General features: G+C 74.0%; 19 protein-coding genes and 1 riboswitch. Of the genes, 9 read left to right on the top strand and 10 right to left on the bottom strand.

Annotated features, from left to right (window positions below; all coding sequences use genetic code 11):
* Positions 1-354 precede the first annotated feature (354 nt).
* Positions 355-1,425 carry an NlpC/P60 family protein gene (locus BG452_RS19015; RefSeq protein ID WP_188305531.1) on the top strand — a complete coding sequence of 357 codons (1,071 nt, stop codon included), beginning with the start codon at positions 355-357 and terminating at the stop codon, positions 1,423-1,425.
* A gap of 126 nt (positions 1,426-1,551) precedes the next feature.
* Here BG452_RS19015 and BG452_RS19010 read toward each other — a convergent pair whose 3' ends face one another.
* From BG452_RS19010 to BG452_RS18995, 4 genes are all read right to left on the bottom strand, one after another.
* Positions 1,552-2,484, bottom strand: a complete 933-nt coding sequence (locus BG452_RS19010; RefSeq protein WP_188305530.1) for a M56 family metallopeptidase — start codon at positions 2,482-2,484, stop codon at positions 1,552-1,554.
* Positions 2,481-2,852 (bottom strand): BlaI/MecI/CopY family transcriptional regulator, encoded by a 372-nt coding sequence (locus BG452_RS19005; protein ID WP_188305529.1) that lies wholly within the window; start codon positions 2,850-2,852, stop codon positions 2,481-2,483. Before BG452_RS19005 ends, BG452_RS19010 begins: the two co-directional genes overlap by 4 nt.
* A gap of 202 nt (positions 2,853-3,054) precedes the next feature.
* A complete protein-coding gene (locus BG452_RS19000; protein ID WP_188305528.1) occupies positions 3,055-5,796 on the bottom strand; it encodes an FtsX-like permease family protein in 2,742 nt (913 codons plus the stop codon).
* A complete protein-coding gene (locus BG452_RS18995; RefSeq protein WP_317621123.1) occupies positions 5,793-6,548 on the bottom strand; it encodes an ABC transporter ATP-binding protein in 756 nt (251 codons plus the stop codon). The genes BG452_RS19000 and BG452_RS18995 overlap by 4 nt, the downstream gene beginning before the upstream one ends.
* 168 nt (positions 6,549-6,716) lie before the next feature.
* A riboswitch (M-box (ykoK) riboswitch) is annotated at positions 6,717-6,893 on the top strand.
* Positions 6,894-7,262: 369 nt separating this feature from the next.
* Here BG452_RS18995 and BG452_RS18990 point away from each other — a divergent pair.
* The 3 genes from BG452_RS18990 to BG452_RS18980 all read left to right on the top strand — a co-directional run bounded on the left by BG452_RS18990 (position 7,263) and on the right by BG452_RS18980 (position 10,501).
* A complete protein-coding gene (locus BG452_RS18990; RefSeq protein ID WP_223242427.1) occupies positions 7,263-8,927 on the top strand; it encodes an NRAMP family divalent metal transporter in 1,665 nt (554 codons plus the stop codon).
* 104 nt (positions 8,928-9,031) lie between these two features.
* Positions 9,032-9,766 (top strand): MgtC/SapB family protein, encoded by a 735-nt coding sequence (locus BG452_RS18985; protein ID WP_188305525.1) that lies wholly within the window; start codon positions 9,032-9,034, stop codon positions 9,764-9,766.
* A 57-nt stretch (positions 9,767-9,823) separates the two neighbouring features.
* Positions 9,824-10,501, top strand: a complete 678-nt coding sequence (locus tag BG452_RS18980) for a YoaK family protein (protein WP_188305524.1) — start codon at positions 9,824-9,826, stop codon at positions 10,499-10,501.
* A 109-nt stretch (positions 10,502-10,610) separates the two neighbouring features.
* Here the strand turns inward: BG452_RS18980 and BG452_RS18975 are convergent, their stop codons facing one another.
* Positions 10,611-11,267 carry a DUF3592 domain-containing protein gene (locus BG452_RS18975; RefSeq protein WP_188305523.1) on the bottom strand — a complete coding sequence of 219 codons (657 nt, stop codon included), beginning with the start codon at positions 11,265-11,267 and terminating at the stop codon, positions 10,611-10,613.
* A 425-nt stretch (positions 11,268-11,692) separates the two neighbouring features.
* Between BG452_RS18975 and BG452_RS18970 the strand changes: the two genes are divergently transcribed.
* The 3 genes from BG452_RS18970 to BG452_RS18960 are packed head-to-tail and all read left to right on the top strand — an operon-like array spanning position 11,693 to position 15,131.
* Positions 11,693-12,217 carry a PadR family transcriptional regulator gene (locus BG452_RS18970; RefSeq protein WP_188305522.1) on the top strand — a complete coding sequence of 175 codons (525 nt, stop codon included), beginning with the start codon at positions 11,693-11,695 and terminating at the stop codon, positions 12,215-12,217.
* Entirely contained in the window at positions 12,214-12,900 is a 687-nt protein-coding gene (locus tag BG452_RS18965) for an ABC transporter ATP-binding protein (protein ID WP_188305521.1), read from the top strand. Before BG452_RS18970 ends, BG452_RS18965 begins: the two co-directional genes overlap by 4 nt.
* Positions 12,897-15,131, top strand: a complete 2,235-nt coding sequence (locus BG452_RS18960; RefSeq protein WP_188305520.1) for an FtsX-like permease family protein — start codon at positions 12,897-12,899, stop codon at positions 15,129-15,131. The genes BG452_RS18965 and BG452_RS18960 overlap by 4 nt, the downstream gene beginning before the upstream one ends.
* 54 nt (positions 15,132-15,185) lie before the next feature.
* On the opposite strand, the gene BG452_RS18955 is transcribed toward BG452_RS18960, so the two are convergent.
* Together BG452_RS18955 and BG452_RS18950 are read right to left on the bottom strand one after the other, a co-directional pair.
* Positions 15,186-15,638, bottom strand: a complete 453-nt coding sequence (locus BG452_RS18955) for a nucleotide triphosphate diphosphatase NUDT15 (protein WP_188305519.1) — start codon at positions 15,636-15,638, stop codon at positions 15,186-15,188.
* Between the two features lie 51 nt (positions 15,639-15,689).
* Entirely contained in the window at positions 15,690-17,183 is a 1,494-nt protein-coding gene (locus BG452_RS18950) for an SDR family NAD(P)-dependent oxidoreductase (protein ID WP_411292972.1), read from the bottom strand.
* Between the two features lie 295 nt (positions 17,184-17,478).
* Between BG452_RS18950 and BG452_RS18945 the strand changes: the two genes are divergently transcribed.
* Positions 17,479-18,918 carry a GuaB1 family IMP dehydrogenase-related protein gene (locus BG452_RS18945; RefSeq protein ID WP_188305518.1) on the top strand — a complete coding sequence of 480 codons (1,440 nt, stop codon included), beginning with the start codon at positions 17,479-17,481 and terminating at the stop codon, positions 18,916-18,918.
* On the opposite strand, the gene BG452_RS18940 is transcribed toward BG452_RS18945, so the two are convergent.
* The 3 genes from BG452_RS18940 to BG452_RS18930 all read right to left on the bottom strand — a co-directional run bounded on the left by BG452_RS18940 (position 18,919) and on the right by BG452_RS18930 (position 22,093).
* On the bottom strand, positions 18,919-19,857 hold the full coding sequence (locus BG452_RS18940) for a DUF5995 family protein (RefSeq protein ID WP_317621121.1): 939 nt from the start codon (positions 19,855-19,857) through the stop codon (positions 18,919-18,921).
* A 533-nt stretch (positions 19,858-20,390) separates the two neighbouring features.
* Complete coding sequence (locus tag BG452_RS18935) at positions 20,391-20,777, bottom strand: DUF3224 domain-containing protein (RefSeq protein ID WP_188305517.1); 387 nt, start codon at positions 20,775-20,777, stop codon at positions 20,391-20,393.
* 227 nt (positions 20,778-21,004) lie between these two features.
* On the bottom strand, positions 21,005-22,093 hold the full coding sequence (locus BG452_RS18930; RefSeq protein WP_188305516.1) for a PP2C family protein-serine/threonine phosphatase: 1,089 nt from the start codon (positions 22,091-22,093) through the stop codon (positions 21,005-21,007).
* A 383-nt stretch (positions 22,094-22,476) separates the two neighbouring features.
* On the opposite strand from BG452_RS18930, the gene BG452_RS18925 reads away from it, so the two are divergent.
* Positions 22,477-23,424: a pseudouridine synthase gene (locus BG452_RS18925; RefSeq protein ID WP_188305515.1), complete on the top strand. Its 948-nt coding sequence runs from the start codon at positions 22,477-22,479 to the stop codon at positions 23,422-23,424.
* Positions 23,425-23,451 lie beyond the last annotated feature (27 nt).

Genomic DNA, 23,451 nt, shown 5'->3' with positions numbered 1-23,451 from the left:
GACCTTGTTCTCGATTTAGGCAACCTTTCGGGCGCCGCCTGGGCTCCATGGATCGAAGAGCGCCGCGACGCCCGTGTCGTGGCGCGCGATCGTTCGCCCGGAAGTGTCCCGACCAAGGGGATTGCGGAACCTCACCACTCATCTATTAAGTTACTTCGAAGAAGGTGGGCGGGGACGGCATCCCCCGTACGCCCCCGCCCGCCTTCGCCGTCTCCGGCACGTCTCCCGACTGCCCGTCCCCCCTGACCGCCTGCCCCCGACCGCCTGTCCCCGACGGACGTCTCCCGACTGTCCGTCCCCCCGACAGTGCGTCCCCCGACCGTGTGTCCGTCCCCCGAAGGAGAGCCCACCGCGATGGGAAAGCGCCGCAAGCCCAGCCCCCCGAGCCGGGCCCGCATGGCGGTCCTCACCACGGCGATGGCCGGCGGCGCGGTGCTCGCCGCCGGCACCGCCCACGCCGAGCCGGCCCCGAGCCTCGCCTCCGTCAAGGAGCAGGTGGACAAGCTCAACGAGGAGGCCGAGCAGTCCATCGAGCAGTACAACGGCTTCCAGGCCAAGCAGCAGAAGCTGCAGGGCGACGCCAACAAGCTCCAGGAGAAGGTCGCCCGCGGCCAGGAGTCGATGAACGAGCTGCGCACCAGGCTCGGCGCGGTCGCCGCCGACCAGTACCGCACCGGAGGCATCGACCCGTCCGTCCAGCTGATGCTCGACTCCGACCCGGCCGGCTTCCTGGAGCGCGCCTCGGCGCAGAACCAGGTCGCCGACACCCAGACCGCCCTGCTCAAGCAGGCCCAGGACGAGCAGCGCAAGCTCGACCAGGACCGCACCGAGGCCACCGCCACGCTCGCCCAGCTCGACTCGGTCGGCACCGAGCTGGCCGCCAAGAAGCAGCAGATCCAGACCAAGCTCGCCGAGGCCCAGGCCACGCTCAACAAGCTGAGCGCCGAGGACCGTGCCAAGGTCAACGCCCAGCAGGCCGCCGACAAGGCCAAGGCCGAGGCCCAGCAGGCCGCGGCCGCCGACCGCGCCTCCCGCTCCGCCGCGCGCCCGGACATGAACGCCCCGGCCCCGCCGGCCGGCGGCCGCGCCGCCGCCATCGTCCAGTTCGCCTACGCCCAACTCGGCAAGCCCTACCAGTGGAGTTCCACCGGTCCCAACAGCTTCGACTGCTCCGGGCTCACCGGCGCCGCCTACCGCGCGGCGAACGTCAAGCTCTCCCGGATCTCCCAGGACCAGTGGAACGACGGCCCGCACGTCGCCCGCGACGCCCTGCAGCCCGGCGACCTGGTCTTCTTCTACGACGACATCCACCACGTCGGCATCTACATCGGCGACGGCAAGATGATCCACGCCCCGCGCACCGGCAAGAACGTCGAGGTCCTGCCGATCTCCGCGATGCCCTACAAGGGCGCCGTCCGCCCGTAACGGCGTCGCGCGGCACACCTCCGGACGGGTCCTCGGCGACCCGTCCGGTCGCGTTTCCGGTCGCGTCCGCGAGGGCGGACCGCCGGGTGGGGCGGTGTACCCGCGGCACCGCCGGCTGCGGCCGGGCTACGGATGCGGCGCGCAGGCCAGCAGGTACGGGAGTGCCGGCAGCGTCAACACCGCGAGCCGCCAGGCCAGTTGGCGCCGCCCGCCGCCGTCCGGCCGGGCCAGCCGGCGGACCCTGGCCAGCACCCCGGTGGAGGCGACTGCGAGCGCGTCGCCCGGAGTCGCCCCGGAGGTGGCCAACGCGCAGAGCGCCGAGGCCAGTTCACCCCGGGAGACCTTCGCCAGCGCCGCGTCGTCCGCCGCCATCTCCAGCAGCAGCGCCACCTCCGAGCGCCCCAGCCGGGCCAGCGGCAGCGGCCCCAGCAGCAGCGCGAAGGTGTCGGCGGGCAGCCGGAACAGATGGTGGCGGCCGCGGATGTGCCCGTGCTCGTGGGCGACGGCCGCGGTCAGCTGCCGTTCGTCCAGCAGCCGCAGCGCCCCGCGCGACAGCACGACCCGGGAGCGCCGCCCGGGCAGGCAGTAGACGGTCGGGTGGGCGTGCTCCAGCACCAGGGCGCCCCAGCGCCGGTCCCGGACGGCGACCACGTCCAGCACCGCCCGGTGCCGCCGCCGGGCCCGTGCGGCCCGGGCGCCGACGGCGGCCAGCAGCACGGTGAGCACCGCCCCGGCCCCGGCCGGCAGCCACCAGCCGTGGGTGTGCGGCAGCACCGGCCCGCTCGGTTCGAGGGGGGGAAGCAGCGTGCCGTGGGGGAGCAGCCCGAGGTGGGGGAGCAGGCCGATCAGCCCGGCCGGCTCGCGTGCGGCGGGCTCCAGGGCGTGGTGCGCCGCGAGCACCAGGGCGACGGTGAAGGAGGCCATCAGCGCCAGCCACAGCGCCGCGCCGAGGAGCGGCCTGGCCTGGAGCCGGGCTTGCAGCCGGGGTGAGCCGGCCAGGCGGCGGGGCAGCAGTACGCCGGTCACGGCCAGGTGGAGGCCGAGCAGGGCGAGCGTCACTCGGAGTCCCGGGTCTTCACCTGTTCGAGGGCGGCGATCAGCGCGGAGGCCTCGTCCCCGCTGATCCGGTCGACGAACTGCAACAGCGCCCCGGCCCGGTCGGGGGTGGTCTCCAGCGCCTGGTGCATCAGCTGGGCGGTGTACGCCTCGCGGGTGCAGGTCGGCTCGTACACCCAGGCGCGGCCGACCTTGTCGCGGCGCAGCCAGCCCTTGGTGTGCAGGATGTCGGCGACGGTGGTCACGGTGGTGTAGGCGACGGGCCGTTGCCGCTGGAGGTCGTCCACCACCTCGCGCACCGTGGCCGGCCGGCCCCAGGACCACAGCCGGTCCATGATCTCGGCCTCGAGATCGCCGAAACCCCGTAGCACCGCCCTCGTCTCCCTCGCCGAACCGACCGCCGGCGCCCGTCGCCCGCTGGAACGCGGCCCATCGTACGGCGAGCGCCGGGCGCCCGCCCCCTGGTCGAAGGGACGGGCGCCCACGGAGTCCGGGCGCTGCCCGGGCGGTGTTCGGGTGGTGCTCAGTCGGTGGCCGTGGAGTGTTCGGCGTGCTCGAACCGGAGCGGAGGACTCAGGACAGCCGCCGCCCCAGCGGCACCTTGGAGCGGGTGAACAGCGCCGCGAGCAGCCCTGCCACCACCGGCAGCACCAGCACCACCAGCAGCAGTTCCGCCCAGGGTGCGGCGAGCAGCATCGGCTTCGAACCGAAGCCGCTGGCCCGGGACTTGAGCAGTCCCACCGCCGGGACGAAGCCGTTGGCCGCCCCGAGCAGCGCCCCGAGCAGGGCGATCAGCGCGCACTGCAGGCCCGCCATGGTCCGGCGGATCCGCGGCGGGGCGCCGACGGCGGCCAGGGTGGCCTGGTCCTGCCGGGAGTCGGCGGCGGCGAGTCCGGTGGCGATCCCGGCGGCGCCGAGCACCACCAGTCCGGCGAAGCCGGTGAGCGCCAGGGTGAGGGCGTCGCTCTTCGGCTGGTAGCCGCGTTCGACGTCCAGCTGGGCGTAGTGGTTCAGCCGGGCGGCGGCGGCCGCGGCCCGCTGCTGGGCCTTGCGGTCGGGCGGGGTGGCCGGGCGCCAGACCGCACCCTGGGACGCCGAGGAGAGGCCGAGCTTGGCCAGCGCGGTGGTCGGCATCAGTCCCTGGGCGTAGCGGGCGGCGTCCGGGTTGTCGACCAGCACCGCGTCCACCGGGATCTCCTGGAGGTCGGGCTTGGGGATCTGCCCCGGCTGCACCGGGCCGCCGCCGCCTCCGCGCAGCTGCAGCACGGCCTTGCCGTCGGCGCCGATCAGCGTCGGGTCGAAGACCAGCAGCTTCCCGGCGGCCAGGGCCTGTTCGGCCGTCTGGTCCCGCACGTCGAAGAGGTTGTGCAGCAGGGTGGCATCACCGGTGGCCAGGTGCGGCGGGGCGCTGAGCGTGCGCCAGTTCGGCGTGCCCTTGAGCTGGACGGTGCTGGAGCAGTTGTCGCAGAAGCGGTAGACCACCTGGCCGACGTCGGCGCGCGGTCCGAGCCCGGTCAGCTGCTTCTCCACCTCGGCCGGGGTCTGGGCGCTCTGCGGCCCGTCGCTGTAGCTGATCAGCTGGACGGCGCCGTACGGGGCCTGCGGCCGGTAGTCGCGCTGGTTCTCGGCGTCGGTGCTGGTGCTGTACACCCCGATGGCGACGGCTCCGGCGACGGCGGCCATCACCGCTGCGACGGCCGGTGCGGTGCGGGAGCGGTTGCGGGCGGAGTCCCGCAGGGCCAGTCGGGGGCCGAGCGGGAGGCGTCCGGCGAACCGGCCGAACAGGGCGATCAGTACCGGGGTGCAGGCGAGCAGGCCGAGTTCGGCGGTGACCGAGCCGCCCAGCACGGTGAGGGTGCGGAGGTCGTAGGTGCTCACCACCGCCCGGCCGCGCTGCACCGCGCCCGCGCCGTACATCGCGATCGCGCCGCCGCCGAGGATCAGCACCACGCCGAGCACGGTGACCAGGCGGTTGGGCGCCCGGACGGTGTCCCGACCGGTGAGGCCGGCGGTGACGCTGCGCCGGGCGGCCTGCCAGGCCGGCAGCGCGGCCGCGAGCAGCGCGGTGACCAGGCCGATCCCGGCGATGGCCAGCAGGTCCAGCGGGGGCAGGGCGAAGTGCCCGAAGCGCGTGCCGCCGACCTCCTCGATCACCGGCCGCAGCCAGGCGACCAGCGCGGTGCCGACGGCCACCCCGACCGCCGCTCCGGCCAGGCCGAGCACCACGGCGCCGCCGAGCACCACCGCGCCGATGTGGGTGCGCCGGCCGCCGGCGGCGCCGAGCAGGGCGAGCTGGCGGCGGGAGCGGCGGGCGCCGACCGCGAAGGCGGGCCCGGCGAGCAGGGCGACCTCCAGCAGCGCCATCCCGGTCACGGTGGCGATCACGACCTTGGTGCTGTTGCCGCCGGCGAGGTCGTGGGAGGTGATGGAGTCCCGGTAGTAGGGGACGGACCCGTACGGCGGCGGGTCGAGCGCGACGGAGCGCGCGGTGAGGGTGTAGCCGTGGGCGTTGAACTTCTGGACCGTGGCCCAGTCGAGGGTGGCCCCGCCCGGGAGGTGCACCAGCCAGGCACTGCGCCCGTTCTGCGGCCGTTCGGCGCCGGGGCGCGCGGGGTCCGTCGCGTTGGCCAGCGGGTCGATCAACTCGCCCGGCCTGGCGACGAGTTCGACCCGGCCGAGCTCGTCCGGGTGTTCCACCACACCGGTGATGGTGAAGGTGGTCCCCTCCAGCCCCTGGATGGTGGTGGTGCCGCCGAGCGGGAGTCCGGAGTTGTCCAGGAAGGCCTGGGTGGCGGCCAGTTCGTGCGGCGCGCCGGGGGTGCGGCCCTTGACCAGGTCGAGCCGGCCGCGCCAGACAGGGTCGCCCAGGTCGGCCTCGGTGGTGAGGGTGCGGACCAGGCCCTCGGGCGAGGTGGCGCCGGTCTCCGGGCCCGGCCGGGCCGGGGTGAGCGCGCTGCCGGGCGGCAGCAGTGAGCTGACCAGGGTCGCCGGATCGGTGCTCGCGGCCTTCAGCTGTTCGGGTGTCGGCTGCTGCCCCGGGCGGGGCTGGACGGCGAAGGCGCCGTCCTCGGCGACCGGGGCCTGTTCGACGGCCTGGCCCGGGTTGAGCGCGGTGACCAGCGCGTCCGCGCCGCCCACCACCCGCTCGACCCGTTCGGCCGGGGACAGCCGGCCGCTGCGGTGGACCACGTCGGCGCCGGTGACGCCGAGGACGGGCAGCGCGATCATCGCCAGGATCAGGGCGCTGCGCCCCTTGGCCCGCAGGGCGTCGCGCCGGGCGATCCGCAGGGCGACCTTCCATGCTCCGAGCTTCATCGCGCCACCTCGCGGTGGATGGCCGCCTGGCAGCCGCCGGAGCGGCGTCCGGTGCTCTCGGAGGCGACCGCGCCGTCCCGCAGGTGGACCACCCGGTCCGCCCAACTGGCGTGGGAGGCCTCGTGGGTGACCATCATGGCGGCGGCGCCGGCGTCGCAGCGGGCACGCAGGACGGCGAGCACGGCGTCGCCGGTGGCGGAGTCCAGCGCCCCGGTGGGTTCGTCGGCGAGGACGAGCCGTCGCTCGCCGATCAGGGCGCGGGCGATGGCGACGCGCTGCTGCTGGCCGCCGGACATGTCGTCGGGGAAGCGGTCGGCGAGTTCGCCGATGCCCAGTTCCTCCAGGGCGGCCAGGGCCTCCCGGCGGGCGGTGCGGCCGGAGACGCCGTCGAGTTCGCGCGGCAGGGCGATGTTCTCGGCGGCGGTGAGCGCCGGGATCAGGTTGTAGTCCTGGAAGACGTACCCGACGGAGCGCCGCCGCAGGTCGGCGAGCTTGCCCCGGCTGAGGCCGCCGAGGGTCACGCCCTCGACCAGTACCTGGCCCTCGCTGGGCAGGTCCAGCCCTCCGGCCAGGGTGAGCAGGGTCGACTTCCCGGAGCCGGAGGGCCCCATCACGGCGACGAACTCGCCCGCGTGGACGGTCAGGTCGATCGCGCGCAGGGCGTGGACCTCGGCGTTGCCGCGCCCGTGCACCCGGGAGACCCCGGCCAACTGCAGGACGGGCGCGGGCCGGCTCGGATCGGTGTGGGACACAGTTCCCCCTCGTGAGCTGTTCAGCTGCATATGTCGGTGAACTATATATGCCGAGCGGAGATGCACAAGCCGTCACGGGTTTGGTCAAGGTTCTACAAAGCTGTCGAAGGTCGGCCGAAAAGGTGACACCGGGCAACCGGGCCGGGTCTATGCTTTGGGAGGTTTGAAAAGGCACCTCGTTCGGTGAGGCGTCTTCACGGACACAGGCCACTGACCCGACGACGTCGAGAGACGCCCAGGTTCAGGACAGGTCTTCCCGAGTTAAGGGTTGACCCCAAGTGGCTTCCGGCCGATCCGGCTGGACACGCCGTGGAGTGCCAAAGCTCTGACGAGTTGGGGTGTACCGGTCCTCGAAGGCCGGTGTGCTCCTTGCCGTGTCGTGATGCGGCGCACAGACGGTGCGCCCCCGACCGGGAGGAGGCGAGAGACATGGACTGCGATAGTCCGGGCCACAGTAGCCCCTACCCCCGCATGCTCTCGAACACCTCCGGCACGCGGTAACCACCTTCCCTGCGCGTTCATCCGGCACTTCGTCGTGCGCTCGACCATGCCTCGACGCAAGCCGCCTGACGCATCGTCATGCCCGCACGGCCGCCGCCGCTCAGCGTCGCCGTACGGAGCGAATGTCGTGCGCCCGCAGGGAGGATCGCTGCTGTGTGCCCCCTGACACCCCCTCAAGGTAGGGGGGAGGGAGGCCCCGCCATGACCAACGTGATGCTGGACCCGAAGGTTTCCACGGTCCCCACCGCTCCCACCGCTCCCGCCGCCGCCCGGTCCGCCGTCCTGGACGACGCCCACGTCGGCGACATCAAGGGCGCGCTCGGCACCATCCGGCTCGACGACACCACCCCCCGCCACGGGCTCTCCGCCCGTCTCAAGACCCTGCTGGCGATCGTCGGCCCCGGCCTGATCGTGATGGTCGGCGACAACGACGCCGGCGCCTTCTCCACCTACGGCCAGGCCGGGCAGAACTACGGCACCCAGCTGCTGTGGACGCTGCTGCTGCTCGTCCCGGTGCTGTACGTCAACCAGGAGATGGTGCTGCGCCTGGGCGCCGTCACCGGCGTGGGCCACGCCCGGCTGATCCTGGAGCGGTTCGGCAGGTTCTGGGGCGCGTTCAGCGTCATCGACCTGTTCCTGCTCAACGCCCTCACCCTGGTCACCGAGTTCATCGGCGTCACGATGGCCGCCGGCTACCTGGGCCTGCCCAAGGTCGCCTCGGTGGTGCTGGCGGCGGCGATCATCATCGCCTCGGCCTTCACCGGCTCCTTCCAGCGCTTCGAGCGGGTCGCCATCACGCTGTGCGTCGGCTCGTTGCTGCTGGTCCCGGTCTACTTCCTGGTCCACCCCAAGACCTCGCAGATGGCCCACGACTTCGTGACCCCGAGCATGCCCGGCGGCGCCGGCCAGCTCGCGGCCGTCATGATGGTCATCATCTCGATCGTCGGCACCACCGTCGCCCCCTGGCAGCTGTTCTTCCAGCAGTCGTACGTCATCGACAAGCGGATCACCCCGCGTTTCATGAAGTACGAGAAGGTCGACCTGTGGATCGGCATCGCGATCGTGATCATCGGCGCGGCCGCGCTGATCGGCCTCACGGCGGCGGCCTTCGCCGGCACCGACGGCTTCGGCCAGTTCTCCGACACGGCCGCCGTCGCCAAGGGCATCGAGGCCAAGGCCGGCCACCTGGCGGGCGTGCTGTTCGCCATCGCGCTGCTGGACGCCTCGATCATCGGCGCCTTCGCGGTCTCCCTCTCCACGGCCTACGCGATCGGCGACGTCTTCGGCATCAAGCACTCGCTGCACCGGGGCGTCAAGGGCGCCAAGGGCTTCTACGCCGTCTACGCCGGCCTGGTGGCGGTCGCGGCGACGATCACCCTGCTCTCCAACGGCTACACCCAGGGGCTGATCACCCAGTTCGTCCAGGTGCTGGCCGGGGTGCTGCTGCCCTCCGCCACCGTCTTCCTGCTGCTGCTCTGCAACGACAAGGCCGTGCTCGGCCCCTGGGCCAACGGGCCGAGGACCAACGCCTTCACCTCGACGGTGGTCGGCGTGCTGGTGATGCTCTCGCTGATCCTGACCGCCTCGGTGGTCTGGCCGGACATCAGCTCCGGCGCGATCCTGTGGATCATGGCGGGCTGCGGCGTGCTGGGGGTGCTGGTCGCCGGATACTTCTTCCTCGCCGGCCGCCAGGGCACCAAGGAGGACCCCGTCGACCGCACCGGCCGGGAGAACTGGCGGATGCCCCCGCTGGAGACCCTGGGCCGACCGGTCATGTCCACCGCCCGCAAGGCCGGCATGGGGGCCCTGCGCGCCTACCTGCTGATCGCGATGGTCATGGTCATCATCAAGGTCGTCCAGACCGCGCTGAACCACTGAGCCGCCGAGCGGAGCCCGTACGGACGGGTGGCGGGCAGCGGCTCGCCACCCGTCCGTTCCTTTGGCCCGCGTTCCCCCCCTGAACCTCTGGAGGAGGTGCCGTCGTGCACACCCTGACCACCGTCGAGTTCCTGGTCCGGCTCGCCACCGGCGTCGCCTGCGGCGCGCTGATCGGCGTCGAGCGCCAGTGGCGGGCCCGGATGGCGGGCCTGCGCACCAACGCCCTGGTCGCCGCCGGCGCCACCCTGTTCGTCCTGTACAGCGAGGCGGTCGGAGACACCGGCAGCCCCACCCGGGTCGCCTCCTACGTCGTCTCCGGCATCGGCTTCCTCGGCGGTGGCGTGATCCTGCGCGACGGCGCCGGCGTACGCGGCCTCAACACCGCCGCCACACTGTGGTGTTCGGCCGCCGTCGGAGTGCTGGCCGCCTCCGGCAAGCTGGAACTGGCCGCCCTCGGCACCCTCGCCGTGCTCGCCGTCCACCTGGTGCTGCGCCCGGCCGGCCGACTGCTCGACCGCTCCCCGCGGTCCGGCAGCGACCCGGACTCCACCATCCGGGCGACCATCCACCTGGAGTGCGACCGCAAGTCCGAGACCCACATCCGGGCCCTGCTGCTGCAGGCCCTGAGCGCCTCCGGCCTCGCCCCGACCGGCCTGCGGGCCCGTCGCACCGAACAGGGCGACGCCACCAGCCTGCGGGCCACCGTGGCGGTCACCGGCCAGGTGGCCACCGCGCTGGAGCAGGTCGTCACCCGGCTCTCGCTGGAGCCGGGCGTACGGGACCTGCACTGGCACCTGGACGACGAGTCGGACGACCCGGGCAGCCCGGCGCTCGCCTGAGCCCACCGGGGGAGTAGAACGGAAGGACCGTCAGACGAACCCTCCGGAGGCCGCCCGATGCTGAAAGCCGACCCCGAGCACGGGCCGCTGGTGCCGATGCTGCTGGTGCTGACCCTGGTCACGGGCGTGGTGGACGCGGTCAGCTACCTGGAGCTCGGGCACGTCTTCGTCGCCAATATGACCGGCAACGTCGTCTTCCTCGGCTTCGCCCTGGCCGGCGCGCCCGGGCTGTCCGCCACCGCCTCGCTGGCCGCCCTCGCCGCCTTCCTGCTCGGCGCCCTGGCCGGCGGCCACCTGGCCCGGCACCTGCCCGGCCACCGGGGCCGGCTGCTGACCGTCGCCGTCGCCGCCCAGGCGGGGCTCCTCGCGGTGAGCACCGTCCTGGCGGCGGCGGCCGGCCACAGCTCCGATCCCGCCCGCTACACCCTGATCGGCCTGCTCGCCCTCGCCATGGGCGGCCAGAACGCGGTGGTCCGCTCGCTGAAGGTCCCCGACCTCACCACCACCGTGCTCACCATGACCCTCACCGCGCTCGCCGCCGACCGCACCGGGACCCGCCGACTCGCCTCGGCGGTCTGGATGTTCGCGGGCGCCCTCCTCGGTGCCGTGCTGGTCCTCCACACCGCCGTCCCGGTCGCGCTGGCCGTGGCCCTCGCGCTGGTGGCCGCCGTCGCGGCCCTCACCCACCACGCCGCCAAGCCCGTTCCGGCCCCGGCCTGGACGGAACGCCGCTGAGGCCGGGGCCGGGGCCGGGGGACGGGGGACGGCGGCGCGGCCCTGGCCCTGGTGCGTTCGCCGTGCGCGTGGCGCGTTCGCTCTGTGCGTGGGGCGTTCGCCGTGCGCGTCACTCCTCCCGGCGGTGCCCGGCGCGGCCGCTCCAGAGCGGCTCCAGACGGGCCCAGCCGGCGGTCCAGTCGGCCTCGGCCCGGCGGTCGAGGGCCTGGAGGCGCAGCCGCAGGGCGAGGGTGAGCAGGGCGGACAGGGTGAGCAGGGCGCCGGCGCCGGTGCAGGCGGCGGAGACGGCGAGGGCGGCGCGGTTGACCGGGGGAGCGGTGGCGTTGCCGGCGGGGTCGACCCAGACCGGGACGACGGTGCCGGCGACGGCCGAGCGCGGGGCTTCGACGGTGCCGGCGTGCGGGGTGTCGCCGGGGTAGCTCCAGGTGGCCCGGACGTCGACCCGGCTGCCGTAGCCGCCGGAGAACCGGCTGCCGGAGGAACTGCCGTGATCGGCGCCGGCGGTCACCACGGCGTCGACCTGGTGCAGCCGCGCGTGGTCGGTGTCGGCCTGCGGTGCGGTGGCGCGGAAGAGCAGCAGCGCGCCGCCGGCGGAGAGGGCGGCGGCCAGCAGTCCGCCGACGACGGTGAGCAGCCAGGCGCGGGCGCGGGAGCGGTCGAGGGGGCGGGCCAACGGTTCGTGCCGGGCACCGAAGGCCCGCCGCAGCTGACGGCCGGTTCGCCGCGGGTGCGACGCGGGCCGGGCCGGGCGGGGTGTGCTGGACACGCGGGGGCCTCCTCAAGGACGCGGACGCGTACGGGGTTTCGTCACCCAATTTCCACCCGACCGCCCCCCTCGCACAAGAGTGGGTCACACCTGCGGTGCCGCCGGCACTGACCGCCGGTCCCGCCGACCGGTCCTGCCCGCCGGTTCTGACGACCGTTTCTGACGACCGGTCCTGACCACCCGGGACGTTCGGCCCTCGGCAGCGGAGCCCGGGCCGGGCAGGCTGGAGTCCGGCCGCGCCCTCCGTGCCTGGGCGCGGCCCCGAGCCGGCGACCGTGGGGGTGCCGGCCCGGGGTGCGGAGCAGGGGGCGGTCGTGTGGCCGTCTCCTGCCCGCCCCTGTCGGCGAGTTGACGTTTCACCAGGTCAGCGGCGTATTCTCGCCAGCTATACACTCGGTGTATATCCCTGGTGTATGGTCCTGCCCATGAGTGTTCCTTTGACCCTTCTCGGGCTGCTGGAGCGGGAGCCGAGTCACGGCTACGACCTCAAGCGCGACTACGACTCCTTCTTCGGCCGGGGCAAGCCCCTTCCGTACGGCCAGGTCTACGCGACCCTCGGCCGACTGGCCCGCGACGGCAAGGTGATGGCCGGTGAAGCCGAGCCCGGCGACGGGCCCGAGCGCAAGCGCTACGTCATCACCGAGACCGGGGCGACCGAGTTCGAGACCTGGCTCCAGGAGCCGGTCGCGCCCGAACCCACCCTGCAGTCCGTCCTGTTCACCAAGGTGGTGCTGGCCCTGCTGCTGGGCCGCGACGCGGAGCTGTACCTGGACACCCAGCGCTCCGCCCACCTGCGCCGGATGCGCGAACTCACCGAACTGCGCCGCAGCGGCCCCCTGGTGGACGCCCTGCTCGCCGACCACGGCCTGTTCCACCTGGAGGCCGACCTGCGCTGGATCGACCTGACCGTCGCCCGGCTCGACGCACTCGCCGCGGAGGTGCGCGCATGACCGCCGTGATCGAGGCCCGGGACGTCGCGCTCGCCTTCGGTGAGACGCCCGCGCTGCGCGGGGCCAACCTGTCCGTCCAGGCCGGCGAGGTGCTCGCCGTCATGGGCCCCAGCGGCTCGGGCAAGTCGACGTTACTGCACTGCCTGGCAGGCATCCTGGTGCCCGACGCGGGCGAGGTGCTGTTCGACGGGCAGCGCCTGGACCGGATGAGCGAGTCCCAGCGCAGCGCGCTGCGCCGCGACAAGTTCGGCTTCGTCTTCCAGTTCGGCCAGCTGGTGCCGGAGTTGACGGCCGAGGAGAACGTGGCCCTGCCGCTGCTGCTGAACGGCGTCCGCCGGGGCGCCGCGCTGGCCCAGGCCCGTCCCTGGTTCGCCCGACTCGGCCTGGAGGGCCTGGAGCAGCGCCGCTCCGGCGAGTTGTCCGGCGGCCAGGCGCAACGCGTGGCGCTGGCCCGTGGGTTGGTGGCCCGTCCGCAGGTGCTGTTCGCCGACGAGCCGACCGGTGCGCTGGACTCGCTGACCGGCGAGCAGGTGATGGAGCTGATGGTCAGCTCGGCGAAGGAGCAGGGCACCACCGTCATCCTGGTCACCCACGAGCCGAGGGTCGCCGCCTACGCCGACCGCGAGGCGATCGTCCGCGACGGCCGGGCCCGTACCCTCCCCGCCGGATCGGTGGCCCCGTGATCCCCTTCTCGCTCCGACTGGCCGTCAGCGGCGGCCGGGAGGCCGTGGCCCGGCTGCTGATGATCGCGGCGGCGGTCGCGATCGGGGTCGGGCTGCTGCTGTCCACCCTCTCCAGCATGAACGCGATCGACCGCGCCAACGAGCGGCAGCTCTGGATGAACACCGGCGCCAAGGGCGCCACGGCCGCCACCTCGGCGGACCCGCTCTGGTGGGGCGCCCGGGGCGACTACTACCGGGGCAAGCGGGTCTTCCGGGTCGACCTCGCCCCGACCGGGCCCACCTCGCCCGTCGTACCCGGGCTGAGCCGACTGCCCGCGCCCGGCGAGTACTACGCCTCGCCCGCGCTGGAGAAGCTGCTGCGCGACACCCCGGCCGTCGAACTGGGCGACCGCTTCCCCGGCCGGCTGGTCGGCACCCTCGGCGAGGACGCGCTGCCCTCCCCGGACACCCTCGCGCTGGTCGTCGGACGCACCGCGGACGAGGTCAAGGCGCTACCGAGGGCCCACACCGTCACCGGCATCGCCACCGCGCTGCCCGACAACTGCGAGTACGACTGCTACGGCGCGGGCGTGCACGGGGACGCCCTGGTCCTGGTGCTCACCGTGGTGGCCGCCGCGCTGATCTTCCCGGTGCTGATCTTCATCGGCACCGCGACCCGGCTGTCCGCCGCCACCCGGGAGCAGCGCTACGCCGCGATGCGGCTGGTCGGTGCCACGCCCGGCCAGGTGTCGGTGATGTCGGCGGTGGAGTCCACCGTGGCCGCGGTGGTCGGCACGGTCGTCGGCTTCGGTCTGTACGTCGCGCTGAAGCCGCTGGTGGCCGACGTGCCGTTCACCGGCGACCGGTTCTTCGCCGGCGACCTCAGCCTGACCCTGCCGCAGGTGGCCGGGGTGGCGCTGGGCGTGCCGGTGGCGGCCGCGCTCGCCGCCCGGTTCGCGCTGCGCCGGGTCACCATCTCGCCGCTCGGGGTCTCCCGCCGGGTCACCCCGAAGCCGCCGAGCCCCTGGCGGCTGGCGCCGCTGGTGGCCGGGCTGGCCGAGCTCGGCTACTTCGTCGGCAACCACCCGAAGACCACCGACGGGCAGTCCGCGGGGTACCTGAGCGGCTTCGTGCTGGTGATGCTCGGCCTGGTGATCGCCGGTCCCTGGCTCACCCTGGCGACCGCCCGGGTGGTGGCCCGGCGGACCAGCCGGCCGGCCTCGCTGATCGCGATGCGCCGCCTCGCGGACGATCCCCGGGCGGGCTTCCGCTCGGTCGCCGGACTGGTGCTGGCGCTGTTCGTGACCACCGGCACCCTGGGCATCATGAGCACCATCAACGCCAACCAGGGGTTGGTGAACGGCGCCCCCGAGGTTCGCAAGGCAATCGTGGCCACTCCGTTCGGCAACAAGCCGGACGCGACCGCACTGCCTTCGGTGCCCGACCGCGTGCTGGCGCAGGCCCGAGCCGTCCCCGGGTTCCGGGGGATCGCCCTGGTGCACGACAACCCGGCCGGGATCGGCGCGTACCAGCTGGGCGAGCGACGGGTGGTGCCCAGCCTGGTGAGCTGCGCGGAACTCGCGCAGATCCCTGTGGTCGGCCACTGCGCGCCCGGCGCCGCCGTCGCGGCGGTCGATCCGTACCAGCTGCTCGACCTGACGGACGGCTCAGGGCACGAGTGGCCCGCCGCACAGATCTCCGCGGAGGCAGCGGTCGAGCTCCCGGTGCGGATGCTCTACGCGACCACCGACGGCTCCGAGGCGGCCAAGGAGCAGCTGCGGACCCTGTTCACGAAGGAGTTCCCGACCTACGAGCCGAGGCTGGCCGAGGACTGGTCCTCCGAGGGGCAGAAGAAGCTCCAGGGCTGGCGGCAGCTGGCGAACGTCGTGCTGCTGACCACCCTGCCGATCGCCGGGTGCAGCCTCGCGGTGAGCGTGGTGGCCGGACTCTCCGACCGCCGACGGCCGTTCGCGATGCTGCGGCTGACCGGAGCGCCGCTGCGGCTGCTGCACCGGGTGGTCGGACTGGAGAGCGCGTTGCCGCTGCTGGTGGTCTCGGCGCTCGCGATCGGGACGGGCTTCGCCGCGGCGGCGATGTTCCTCACGTCGCAGATGGGCTACGACCTGGTCTCGCCCGACCTCACCTACTACGGGCTGACCGGTTTCGGGCTGGCCGCCTCGCTCGGCATCATCGCCTCCACCCTGCCGCTGCTGCGGCGGATCACCGGACCGGAGGCCGCCCGCAACGGCTGAGCGCGGTACGTGAGTCGACGGCCCCGCCGCTCGTTGATCCGTTGGGTGAGCGGATCAGCGGGCGACGGGGTAGCCGTGCGTCCCGGCCCGCCGGACGTCGGCCAGGCCGGGCAGCCAGCTGCCGAGCACCAGCGCGGACGGGTAGAACATCGGCTCCGGCAGCGCGTCCACCGGGAAGCGCTCCCAGCCGGCGCAGGCGTGCGGCTCGGTGACCAGCGCCTCGGCCAGGCTCGGCGGTGCCAGCACGGCGGCGGTCAGCCGGGGCCGGCCGAGCTCGTGGTCCAGGTGCAGGGCGAGCACCCGCATCCGCTCGGCCGGCAGCACGATCCCGGTCTCCTCGGCGAGTTCGCGGGCCGCGGTCTGCTCGAAGGACTCGCCGAGGTCGACCTTGCCGCCGGGCAGGCTCCAGGTCGGCGGCTCGCCGGCCGTGATGCGGCGGCCGAGCAGCACCCGGCCGTCCCCGGTGGGCACGACGATCCCGGCGCCGAGCAGCGGTGCGGTGGTCAACTCGGGTTCTCCTTCGGGCTGGTGTGGCCGTGGCCGACTGCTGTTCGCCGCTTACCAGTTGGCGCGCTCGTAGTCCTTGAGGAAGCAGCCGAAGAGGTCCTCGCCGGCCTCGCCGCGCACGATCGGGTCGTACACCCGGGCCGCGCCGTCGACCAGGTCGAGCGGGGCGTGGAAGCCCTCGTCGGCGAGCCGCATCTTGTCCGGGTGCGGCCGCTCGTCGGTGATCCAGCCGGTGTCGACGGCGGTCATCAGGATGCCGTCGGACTCGAACATCTCCTGCGCGCTGGTGCGGGTGAGCATGTTCAGCGCGGCCTTGGCCATGTTGGTGTGCGGGTGGCCGGCGCCCTTGTAGCCGCGCTGGAACACGCCCTCCATGGCGGAGACGTTGACCACGTACTTGCGGCGGGAGGCGGACGCGGCCATCGCCGGGCGCAGTCGGCTGATCAGGATGAACGGCGCGGTGGAGTTGCAGAGCTGGACCTCCAGCAGCTCCACCGGGCCGACCTCGCTGACGGTCTGCACCCAGCTGTTGGTGGGCGCGAGGTCGGGCACCAGGCCGCCGGCGTCGATCGCGGTGCCGGCCTCGATCCGGGCCGGGGTGGCCGAGCCGGTGACCAGGGCGAGCGAGGTGACGTCCTCGGCGGCGAGCCGCTGCCCGCTGTCGCTCGCCTGGTGGGGGAGGGCGGGCAGGTCGACGCTGCCGCTGTTGAACCGGCCGATGGTGGTGGCCTGGGGCAGTTCGCCGGCCGGCAGCGGGGCGGACTCGGCGTTGACCAGCTCGCGGTAGGACTCCGCCGGGCGGCGGACGGTCTGCGCGGCGTTGTTGATCAGGATGTCCAGCGGGCCGTCGGCGGCGACCTCGTCCGCGAGGGCCATCACCTGGGCCGGGTCGCGCAGGTCGATGCCGATGATCTTGAGGCGGTGGATCCACTGGGCGCTGTCCGGCATCGCGGTGAAGCGGCGGATCGCGTCGTTGGGGAAGCGGGTGGTGATGGTGGTGTGGGCGCCGTCGCGCAGCAGCATCAGCGCGATGTACATCCCGATCTTGGCCCGGCCGCCGGTCAGCAGCGCGCGCTTGCCGGTGAGGTCGGCCCGGGCGTCCCGGCGGGACCGGTTCAGGACGGCGCACTTCTGGCACAGGTTGTGGTAGAAGGCGTCGACCTCGATGTACCGGGTCTTGCAGGTGTAGCAGGAGCGCGGCCGCTCCAGGATCCCGGCGATCTCGGTGGTGGTGACGGTGGTCAGGCCGAAGGCGCCGGCCGTCTCGTCGTCGATCCGGGTCGGGGCGCCGGTGGCCGTGCGGGCGGTGACCTCGCGGTCGTTGGCCGTCTTGCGGGCCCGGGTCTCCTGGCGGCGACGCTGCTTGAGGGTCCGGAATATGCCGCCGACGGCCTGGCGGACGGTGATCGCGTCCGGATGGTCGACGTGCAGCTCGTCCAACTCGGCGAGCACCTCCAGGCAGAGCCTCAGCCGCTCGGGGTCGAGACCCGGACCGTAGTCGATCTCCTCCTCGCCCTGGTCCTGCCCGATGTCCGTCTGCTCGATGCTCACGCCCGCTGCCGCTTTCCCACTCGCCTCGCCGTTACCGCGTGAATGCTACGGGAGTGGCCCCGGCCGTAGCGAAAGCCGGAGCTGAGGGCAGCCCTTGGAGGATCGTCCATGTCTACGCGCGGAGCATTGATCATGGTTTGTGCACACGCCCAGCAAAGCCGCTCGAACTGGCATTTGCCTCGGCTCTCACGGAGAATCGAATGCTGGGTGCCGGGCGCCCGAGTGCGCCCCGGCGGCATCGCCGCAACCGCACCCGAGGTGTAATTTCTCCCAGCCAGAGAGCCCATTCATGCGTTTCCTGAACGACCTCAAGCCCTCGTACGACCTGACGTACGACGACGTCTTCATGGTCCCCAGCCGTTCCGCCGTGGGCTCCCGGCAGGGTGTCGACCTCTCCTCGAACGACGGCACCGGCACCACCATCCCGCTGGTCGTCGCCAACATGACCGCCATCGCCGGCCGCCGGATGGCCGAGACCGTCGCCCGCCGCGGCGGCCTGGTCGCCATCCCCCAGGACATCCCCACCGAGGTCATCACCGACGTCATCTCCTGGGTCAAGCAGCGCCACCTGGTGGTCGACACCGCGATCACCCTGGACCCCGGCGCCACCGTCGCCGAGGCCCTCTCGCTGCTGCCCAAGCGCGCCCACGGCGCCCTCGTGGTGGTCGAGGACGGCAAGCCCGTCGGCGTCGTCACCGAGTCCGACTGCCAGAGCGTGGACCGCTTCACCAGCCTCGCCGACGTCATGTCCCGCGACCTGCTGCTGCTGGACGAGGGCACCGACCCGCGCACCGCCTTCGACAAGCTCACCGAGGCCCACCGCAAGCTCGCCCCGGTCGTCGACCGCGAGGGCAGGCTCGTCGGCCTGCTCACCCGCAAGAACGCGCTGCGCGCCACCCTGTACACCCCGGCCGTGGACGCCGACGGCAAGCTGCGGATCGCCGCCACCGTCGGCATCAACGGCGACGTCGCGGGCAAGGCCGAGGCGCTGATCAAGGCCGGCGCCGACGTGCTCGTCGTCGACACCGCGCACGGCCACCAGGAGAGCATGATCAGCGCGCTGCGCGCGGTGCGCGGCCTGGACCCGCGGATCCCGATCGTGGCCGGCAACGTGGTCTCCGCCGCCGGCGTGCGCGACCTGGTCGAGGCGGGCGCGGACATCCTCAAGGTCGGCGTCGGCCCCGGCGCCATGTGCACCACCCGGATGATGACCGGCGTCGGCCGCCCCCAGTTCTCCGCCGTCCTGGAGTGCGCCGCCGAGGCCCGCCGGCTCGGCAAGCACGTCTGGGCCGACGGCGGCGTGCGCCACCCGCGCGACGTCGCCATGGCGCTGGCCGCCGGCGCCTCCAACGTGATGATCGGCTCCTGGTTCGCCGGCACCTACGAGTCCCCGGGCGACCTCCAGACCGCTGCCGACGGCCGCCAGTACAAGGAGAGCTTCGGCATGGCCTCGGCCCGGGCCGTGAGCAACCGCACCGCCCAGGACTCCTCCTACGACCGGGCCCGCAAGGCGCTGTTCGAGGAGGGCATCTCGCACTCCCGGATGTTCCTCGACCCGGCCCGCCCGGGCGTCGAGGACCTGATCGACTCGATCGTGGCCGGCGTGCGCAGCTCCTGCACCTACGCGGGCGCCAACACCCTGGAGGAGTTCCACGAGAAGGCGATCGTGGGCATCCAGAGCGCGGCCGGCTACGCCGAGGGCAAGCCGCTGCACTCCAGCTGGGCCTGATCAGGTCCTGTTCCGGCTCGTGCCGTCGGCCGTCCGGTTCCCCGTCGCGGGGGGCCGGGCGGCCGCGGCCGTGTCGGGAGCCGTGGCGGGGGCGGTGACGGGGGCGGTTCGCGGGGCGGCGCCGTGGGTCCCGCCGCAGCCACCGTGGTTCCCACCGCAGCCGCTGTGGTGGCCCTCGTACGGCACCAGCGGGAGCAGCAGGGCGTGGCCGAGCAGCCCGACCGAGCCGTCCAGCGCCGCGCCGAAGGCCCGGGCGGCGGACGGGAGCGCGCGCAGCTCCCAGAGCGCCTGGACGGCGGACCAGGCCCCCTCCCGGGCGGCCTCGACCGACCAGGTGCCGAGCAGGTGGGTGAGCGGGCCGGCGTGGGCGGGTGACCCGGCGTGAGCGAGCGGCCCGGCGTGAGTGAGCGGCCCCGCGCACTCCGGCAGCTCGGCCCCGGGCAGCAGCTGCTCCCGGGCGACCGCCTCGACCTCGGCCAGCACCCCGTTGATCCGGTGGTAGTCCCGCTCGACCTCGGCGGGCACGCAGCCCCGGCGACGGCAGAGGTCCACCACCGCCAGCGGCAGGTCGTGCTGGATGTGGGCGTTCATCCCGGCCAGCGCGAACTGCAACGGGTGCACGCCCGGGTGGGCGCGCAGCGCGAACAGCGGCCGCCAGCAGGCGGGCGGCTCCTGCCCCGCGGCGTCGCTGTCCACGGCCAGCAGGTACCGCCCGGCGAACACCGCGTCCAGCTCGGCCATCGCCGACGGGTCGGCGAAGTACCCGTCCGCGAGCCGATCGCGGACCGCCTCGGTGACGGTGAGGTAGAGCCGGTTGAAGACCGCCACCCCGTCGGCCAGGGGAAGGGCCGTCGCGATCTCCCGCAGTCGGCCGACCACCTCCTCGACCGTCGCCGGCGTACGGGCCGCAACCGTAGGGGCAGTTGCTGTTCCGGGCATGCGCCACCCTCCGATGCCGATCGTGCACTGATCGCATCATCGTGGCAGTGTGGAGGGCTGCCCGGTGCTCACGGCGCGCGCCCGTCGGGCCGGTGTCACACGATCAGGCCGACCCCGTCGCATCCGGCGCGGACTTGGCCGTGACTCTGGCGCTCCTTTACCTTCCCGCACCTCCTGCCATGATCCCGATCATGATCAACCGTCGTACCCTGATCGCCGCCTTCGCCGCGGCCCCGGCCCTCGGCACCCCCGCGAGCGCCGCGACAGCTACCCCTCCACCACGGCGCTCCACGCCGACCCGGCCCTGACCGAGGGCGTGGCCTACGGCCGCCGCCACCGCCGCCGCCACCTGATCGACGACCAGAGCCCGCAGGGCCGTACGGCATCCGGATTACCGTCATCGCGCCGCACGGCGGTGGCATCGAGGGCGGCGCCTCCGAACCGTGCCTGGCCGTCGCCGGCTACCACCCGGCCGGCCTCGCTCCGACCCCGGCCGCCGGGCCAGGCCCGCGTACCGGTGGGAGCGGCGGGCGTCAGCCCAGCTCGTACGCCAGCACGTAGGTGTGGGTGCCGGACTCGTCGACGGCCAGCCGGAACTCGCCGGTGATCCCGGCCAGTTCGCCCGACCCGGTGCCCGGCACCACGCGTATCGTCACCCCGGTGGTGTCCCAGGCGGCGTGCTGGAGCACGAACGAGCCCGCGCGCCCGTCCAGTTCGCCCGTCACGTGCTCCACCGCGACGTAGGAGGCCGGCCCGCCCGCCGCGTCGCCGACGGACAGCATCCGCACCTCGCCGCGCCCGCTCAGCCCGCCGGTGAAGGTCTTGGCGATCCGCGCCCGGCCGAGGACGGAGCCCTCCTGCTGCTCCGTCTCCACCGGCTCGAACGCCGTCACCACGAACGACCCGCTCGCCTCCGCCATGGCACGCTCCCCTCGTCGGTCCCGCCGGCGCTCGAGCCGAACGCCCGGCCGACACGCCCGGCCGATGCCTGATCGACCGTGTGGGGAGCCTCGCACACGCCAGTGACAATCGCGCCCGCGCTCCCGGCCGGATCCGAAGGAGCGGACCGCGCGCCGCAGCGGTCTCCTCGGCGGCCCCTCTACGGCCGCTTCCACGACCCCCTTGAGCGCCCCCCTCAACAGCCTCCTCAGTGGTCCCAGCGCAGCGCCAGCAGCGCCGCGTCGTCGGCCAGCCCCGGGTCCCCGACCCAGCCCCGGACGTCCGCCAGCACGGCGTCCAGCAGGTCCGCCGGGCTGCTGCCGTGCAGTCCGGGCAGCCGCTCCGCCAGCGGGTAGAACCGGCCGTCGGCGTCCCGGGCCTCGGACACGCCGTCGGTGTGGAGCAGCAGCAGGTCCCCCGGGCTCGGGTCGAAGCGGCTCGCCGAGTAGTCCTGCCCGGTCAGCTCACGCAGACCCAGCGGCGGCGCCGGCACGGCCGGCGCCAGCTCGCCCACCCCACCCGCGCGGCGCAGCAGCGGGGGCGGATGGCCGCAGTTCACCACCCGCACCGGCTCCCGCCCGGCCGGGACGTCCAGCAGCAGCGCGGTGGCGAAGCGCCCGTCGCCGGGCCGGGCCGTGAGCGCCGCGTCCAGCCGCTCCGCCAGCCGCCCGGGATCGGGCTCGGTCCGCGCCGCCTCCCGGAACACCCCCAGGACGTCCGCCGCCGTCTCCACGGCCGGAAGCCCGTGCCCCTGCACGTCCCCCAGCAGGATCCGCACCCCGAAGCGGGTCTCCACCACGGCGTACAGGTCCCCGCCGATCCGCGCCTCGGCGGCCGCCGCGACGTACCGCACGGCCAGGCGCAGCGGCCCGATCCGCTCGGCGGGCGGTCGCAGCAGGGCCCGCTGGGCCGCCTCCGCCACCGTCCGGACCTGGTACAGCTCCCGCTCCCGGGCCGCCACCAGCACCACGCTGGCCGCGCTGGCCAGGGTCGCGGCCAGCACGGTGACCGGCACGCTGATCCGCACCGAGAGCGGCAGCACGGTGTTCGTCGACTCCAGCACACCGACCGCCAGCAGCGCCGCCGCGCCGACCAGCAGCGGCACCCGGGCCTTGCGGGTGGTGGCCCCGGCGAGCACCGGGGCCACCGCGAGCAGCGGCGACAGGGTCGCCCCCGGGCCGATCGCCAGGGCGGACACCACGGCGGCGACCAGCAGCACGAGAGCGCCGTACAGCAGCAGCCGGGTCCGCCGTGGCAGGTGCAGCGGCGGAAGCCCGTCCGGGCCGTCGGCTCTCACGCGAACTCCTCCAGGGGTCGAAGTGCTCCGGGCCCGAAGGCCTTCGACCCACTTTCCCCGCCCCGCCCCGGGTCAGCACCTCGGCGCGGGCCCGCCGGGGCCGCGCACCGGCGCCTGCCTTCGAACTCCCGCCGCGGGGCGACGCTCCCCCAGCCTCCGGCCGGGAGGTCCCCTCAGTGCACGCACCTCGCCGCGTTGTCGTCGGTCGCCGACGGCCCCCGGCCCGGCGGCCGGGAGGCGCCCCACCGCATGGACTCCGCCCCCGGCCTCCGGCCGGGAGGTGCCTCCACCTCCGCCGTGCGATGCACGCCCCCGACGCCGCCCTGCCCGCTCTCCGGGCGGACGACGGGGGTGTGAAGGCAGGCCGTAGGCTGGGCCGGGAGATGAGACGCAAGAGCCACCGCCCGACCTCCCCCCTCCCGCAGCGCCGCGGCGTGGACCCGGTGCACCTGCGGCTGCCGCCGGAGGGCGACTGGCCGACGGTGCGGGACCACCTGGTCGAGCGGCTGCCCGTGGTGGCCGCGGCGCGGATCGAGGCGGCGCTGCGCGACGGCGAGATCGTCGGCGAGCAGGGCCCGATCGCCTTCGACGAACCGTTTCGCCCCGGCGCGCACCTGTGGTTCCACCGGGACCACCCGGCGGAGGTGCCGGTCCCGTTCGAACTGGTGGTGCTGCACCGCGACGAGCACCTGGTGGTCGTCGACAAGCCGCACTTCCTGGCCACCACCCCGCGCGGCCGGCACGTCGTGGAGACGGCGCTCTCCCGGCTGCGGCACGACCTCGACCTGCCCGCGCTCAGCCCCGCGCACCGGCTCGACCGGCTCACCGCGGGCCTGGCCATGTTCGTGGTCCGGCCCGAGGAGCGCGGTGCCTACCAGACGCTGTTCCGGGACCGCCAGGTCCGCAAGGAGTACCGGGCGGTCGCCCCGTACGACCCGGAGCTGAGCCTGCCGCGCACGGTGCGCAGCCACATCGTCAAGGAACGCGGGGTGATCGCCGCCCGGGAGCTGGACGCGCCGCCGAACAGCGAGAGCCGGATCGACCTGCTGGAGCACCGGGACGGCCTCGCCCGCTACCGGCTGCGGCCGCTCAGCGGGCGCACCCATCAGCTGCGGCTGCACATGAGCGGCCTCGGGCTGCCGATCCTCGGCGACCCGGTGTACCCGGTGGTCCTGCCCGAACCGGCCCTGGACGACTTCCGCCGGCCGCTGCAACTGCTCGCCTCGGCGATCGGGTTCACCGACCCGCTGACCGGCCGGGAGCGCCGCTTCGAGAGCCGCCGCGCGCTCGCCGCCTGGAGCGACCCGGCCGGCTGGGAGTCCGGGGCCTGACCTGGGTCCCGGGCCGCCTCCCGCCGC

The sequence above is a fragment of the Streptomyces sp. CBMA123 genome (genome assembly GCF_014596465.1).
Taxonomy (GTDB): Bacteria; Actinomycetota; Actinomycetes; order Streptomycetales; family Streptomycetaceae; genus Kitasatospora.
Note: the sequence above shows the minus strand (reverse complement) of the source record. Positions and strands in the feature narration are given on the sequence as shown.

What these genes read in the sequence shown, in the direction of transcription:
- BG452_RS18940 (WP_317621121.1), bottom strand. Translation starts at nt 19,857, where the DNA reads ATGCCCGGAACAGCAACTGCCCCTACGGTTGCGGCCCGTACGCCGGCG.
- BG452_RS18945 (WP_188305518.1), top strand. Translation starts at nt 17,479, where the DNA reads ATGCGTTTCCTGAACGACCTCAAGCCCTCGTACGACCTGACGTACGAC.
- BG452_RS18925 (WP_188305515.1), top strand. Translation starts at nt 22,477, where the DNA reads ATGAGACGCAAGAGCCACCGCCCGACCTCCCCCCTCCCGCAGCGCCGC.
- BG452_RS18980 (WP_188305524.1), top strand. Translation starts at nt 9,824, where the DNA reads ATGCTGAAAGCCGACCCCGAGCACGGGCCGCTGGTGCCGATGCTGCTG.
- BG452_RS18990 (WP_223242427.1), top strand. Translation starts at nt 7,263, where the DNA reads ATGCTGGACCCGAAGGTTTCCACGGTCCCCACCGCTCCCACCGCTCCC.
- BG452_RS19000 (WP_188305528.1), bottom strand. Translation starts at nt 5,796, where the DNA reads ATGAAGCTCGGAGCATGGAAGGTCGCCCTGCGGATCGCCCGGCGCGAC.
- BG452_RS18970 (WP_188305522.1), top strand. Translation starts at nt 11,693, where the DNA reads ATGAGTGTTCCTTTGACCCTTCTCGGGCTGCTGGAGCGGGAGCCGAGT.
- BG452_RS18965 (WP_188305521.1), top strand. Translation starts at nt 12,214, where the DNA reads ATGACCGCCGTGATCGAGGCCCGGGACGTCGCGCTCGCCTTCGGTGAG.
- BG452_RS18935 (WP_188305517.1), bottom strand. Translation starts at nt 20,777, where the DNA reads ATGGCGGAGGCGAGCGGGTCGTTCGTGGTGACGGCGTTCGAGCCGGTG.
- BG452_RS19015 (WP_188305531.1), top strand. Translation starts at nt 355, where the DNA reads ATGGGAAAGCGCCGCAAGCCCAGCCCCCCGAGCCGGGCCCGCATGGCG.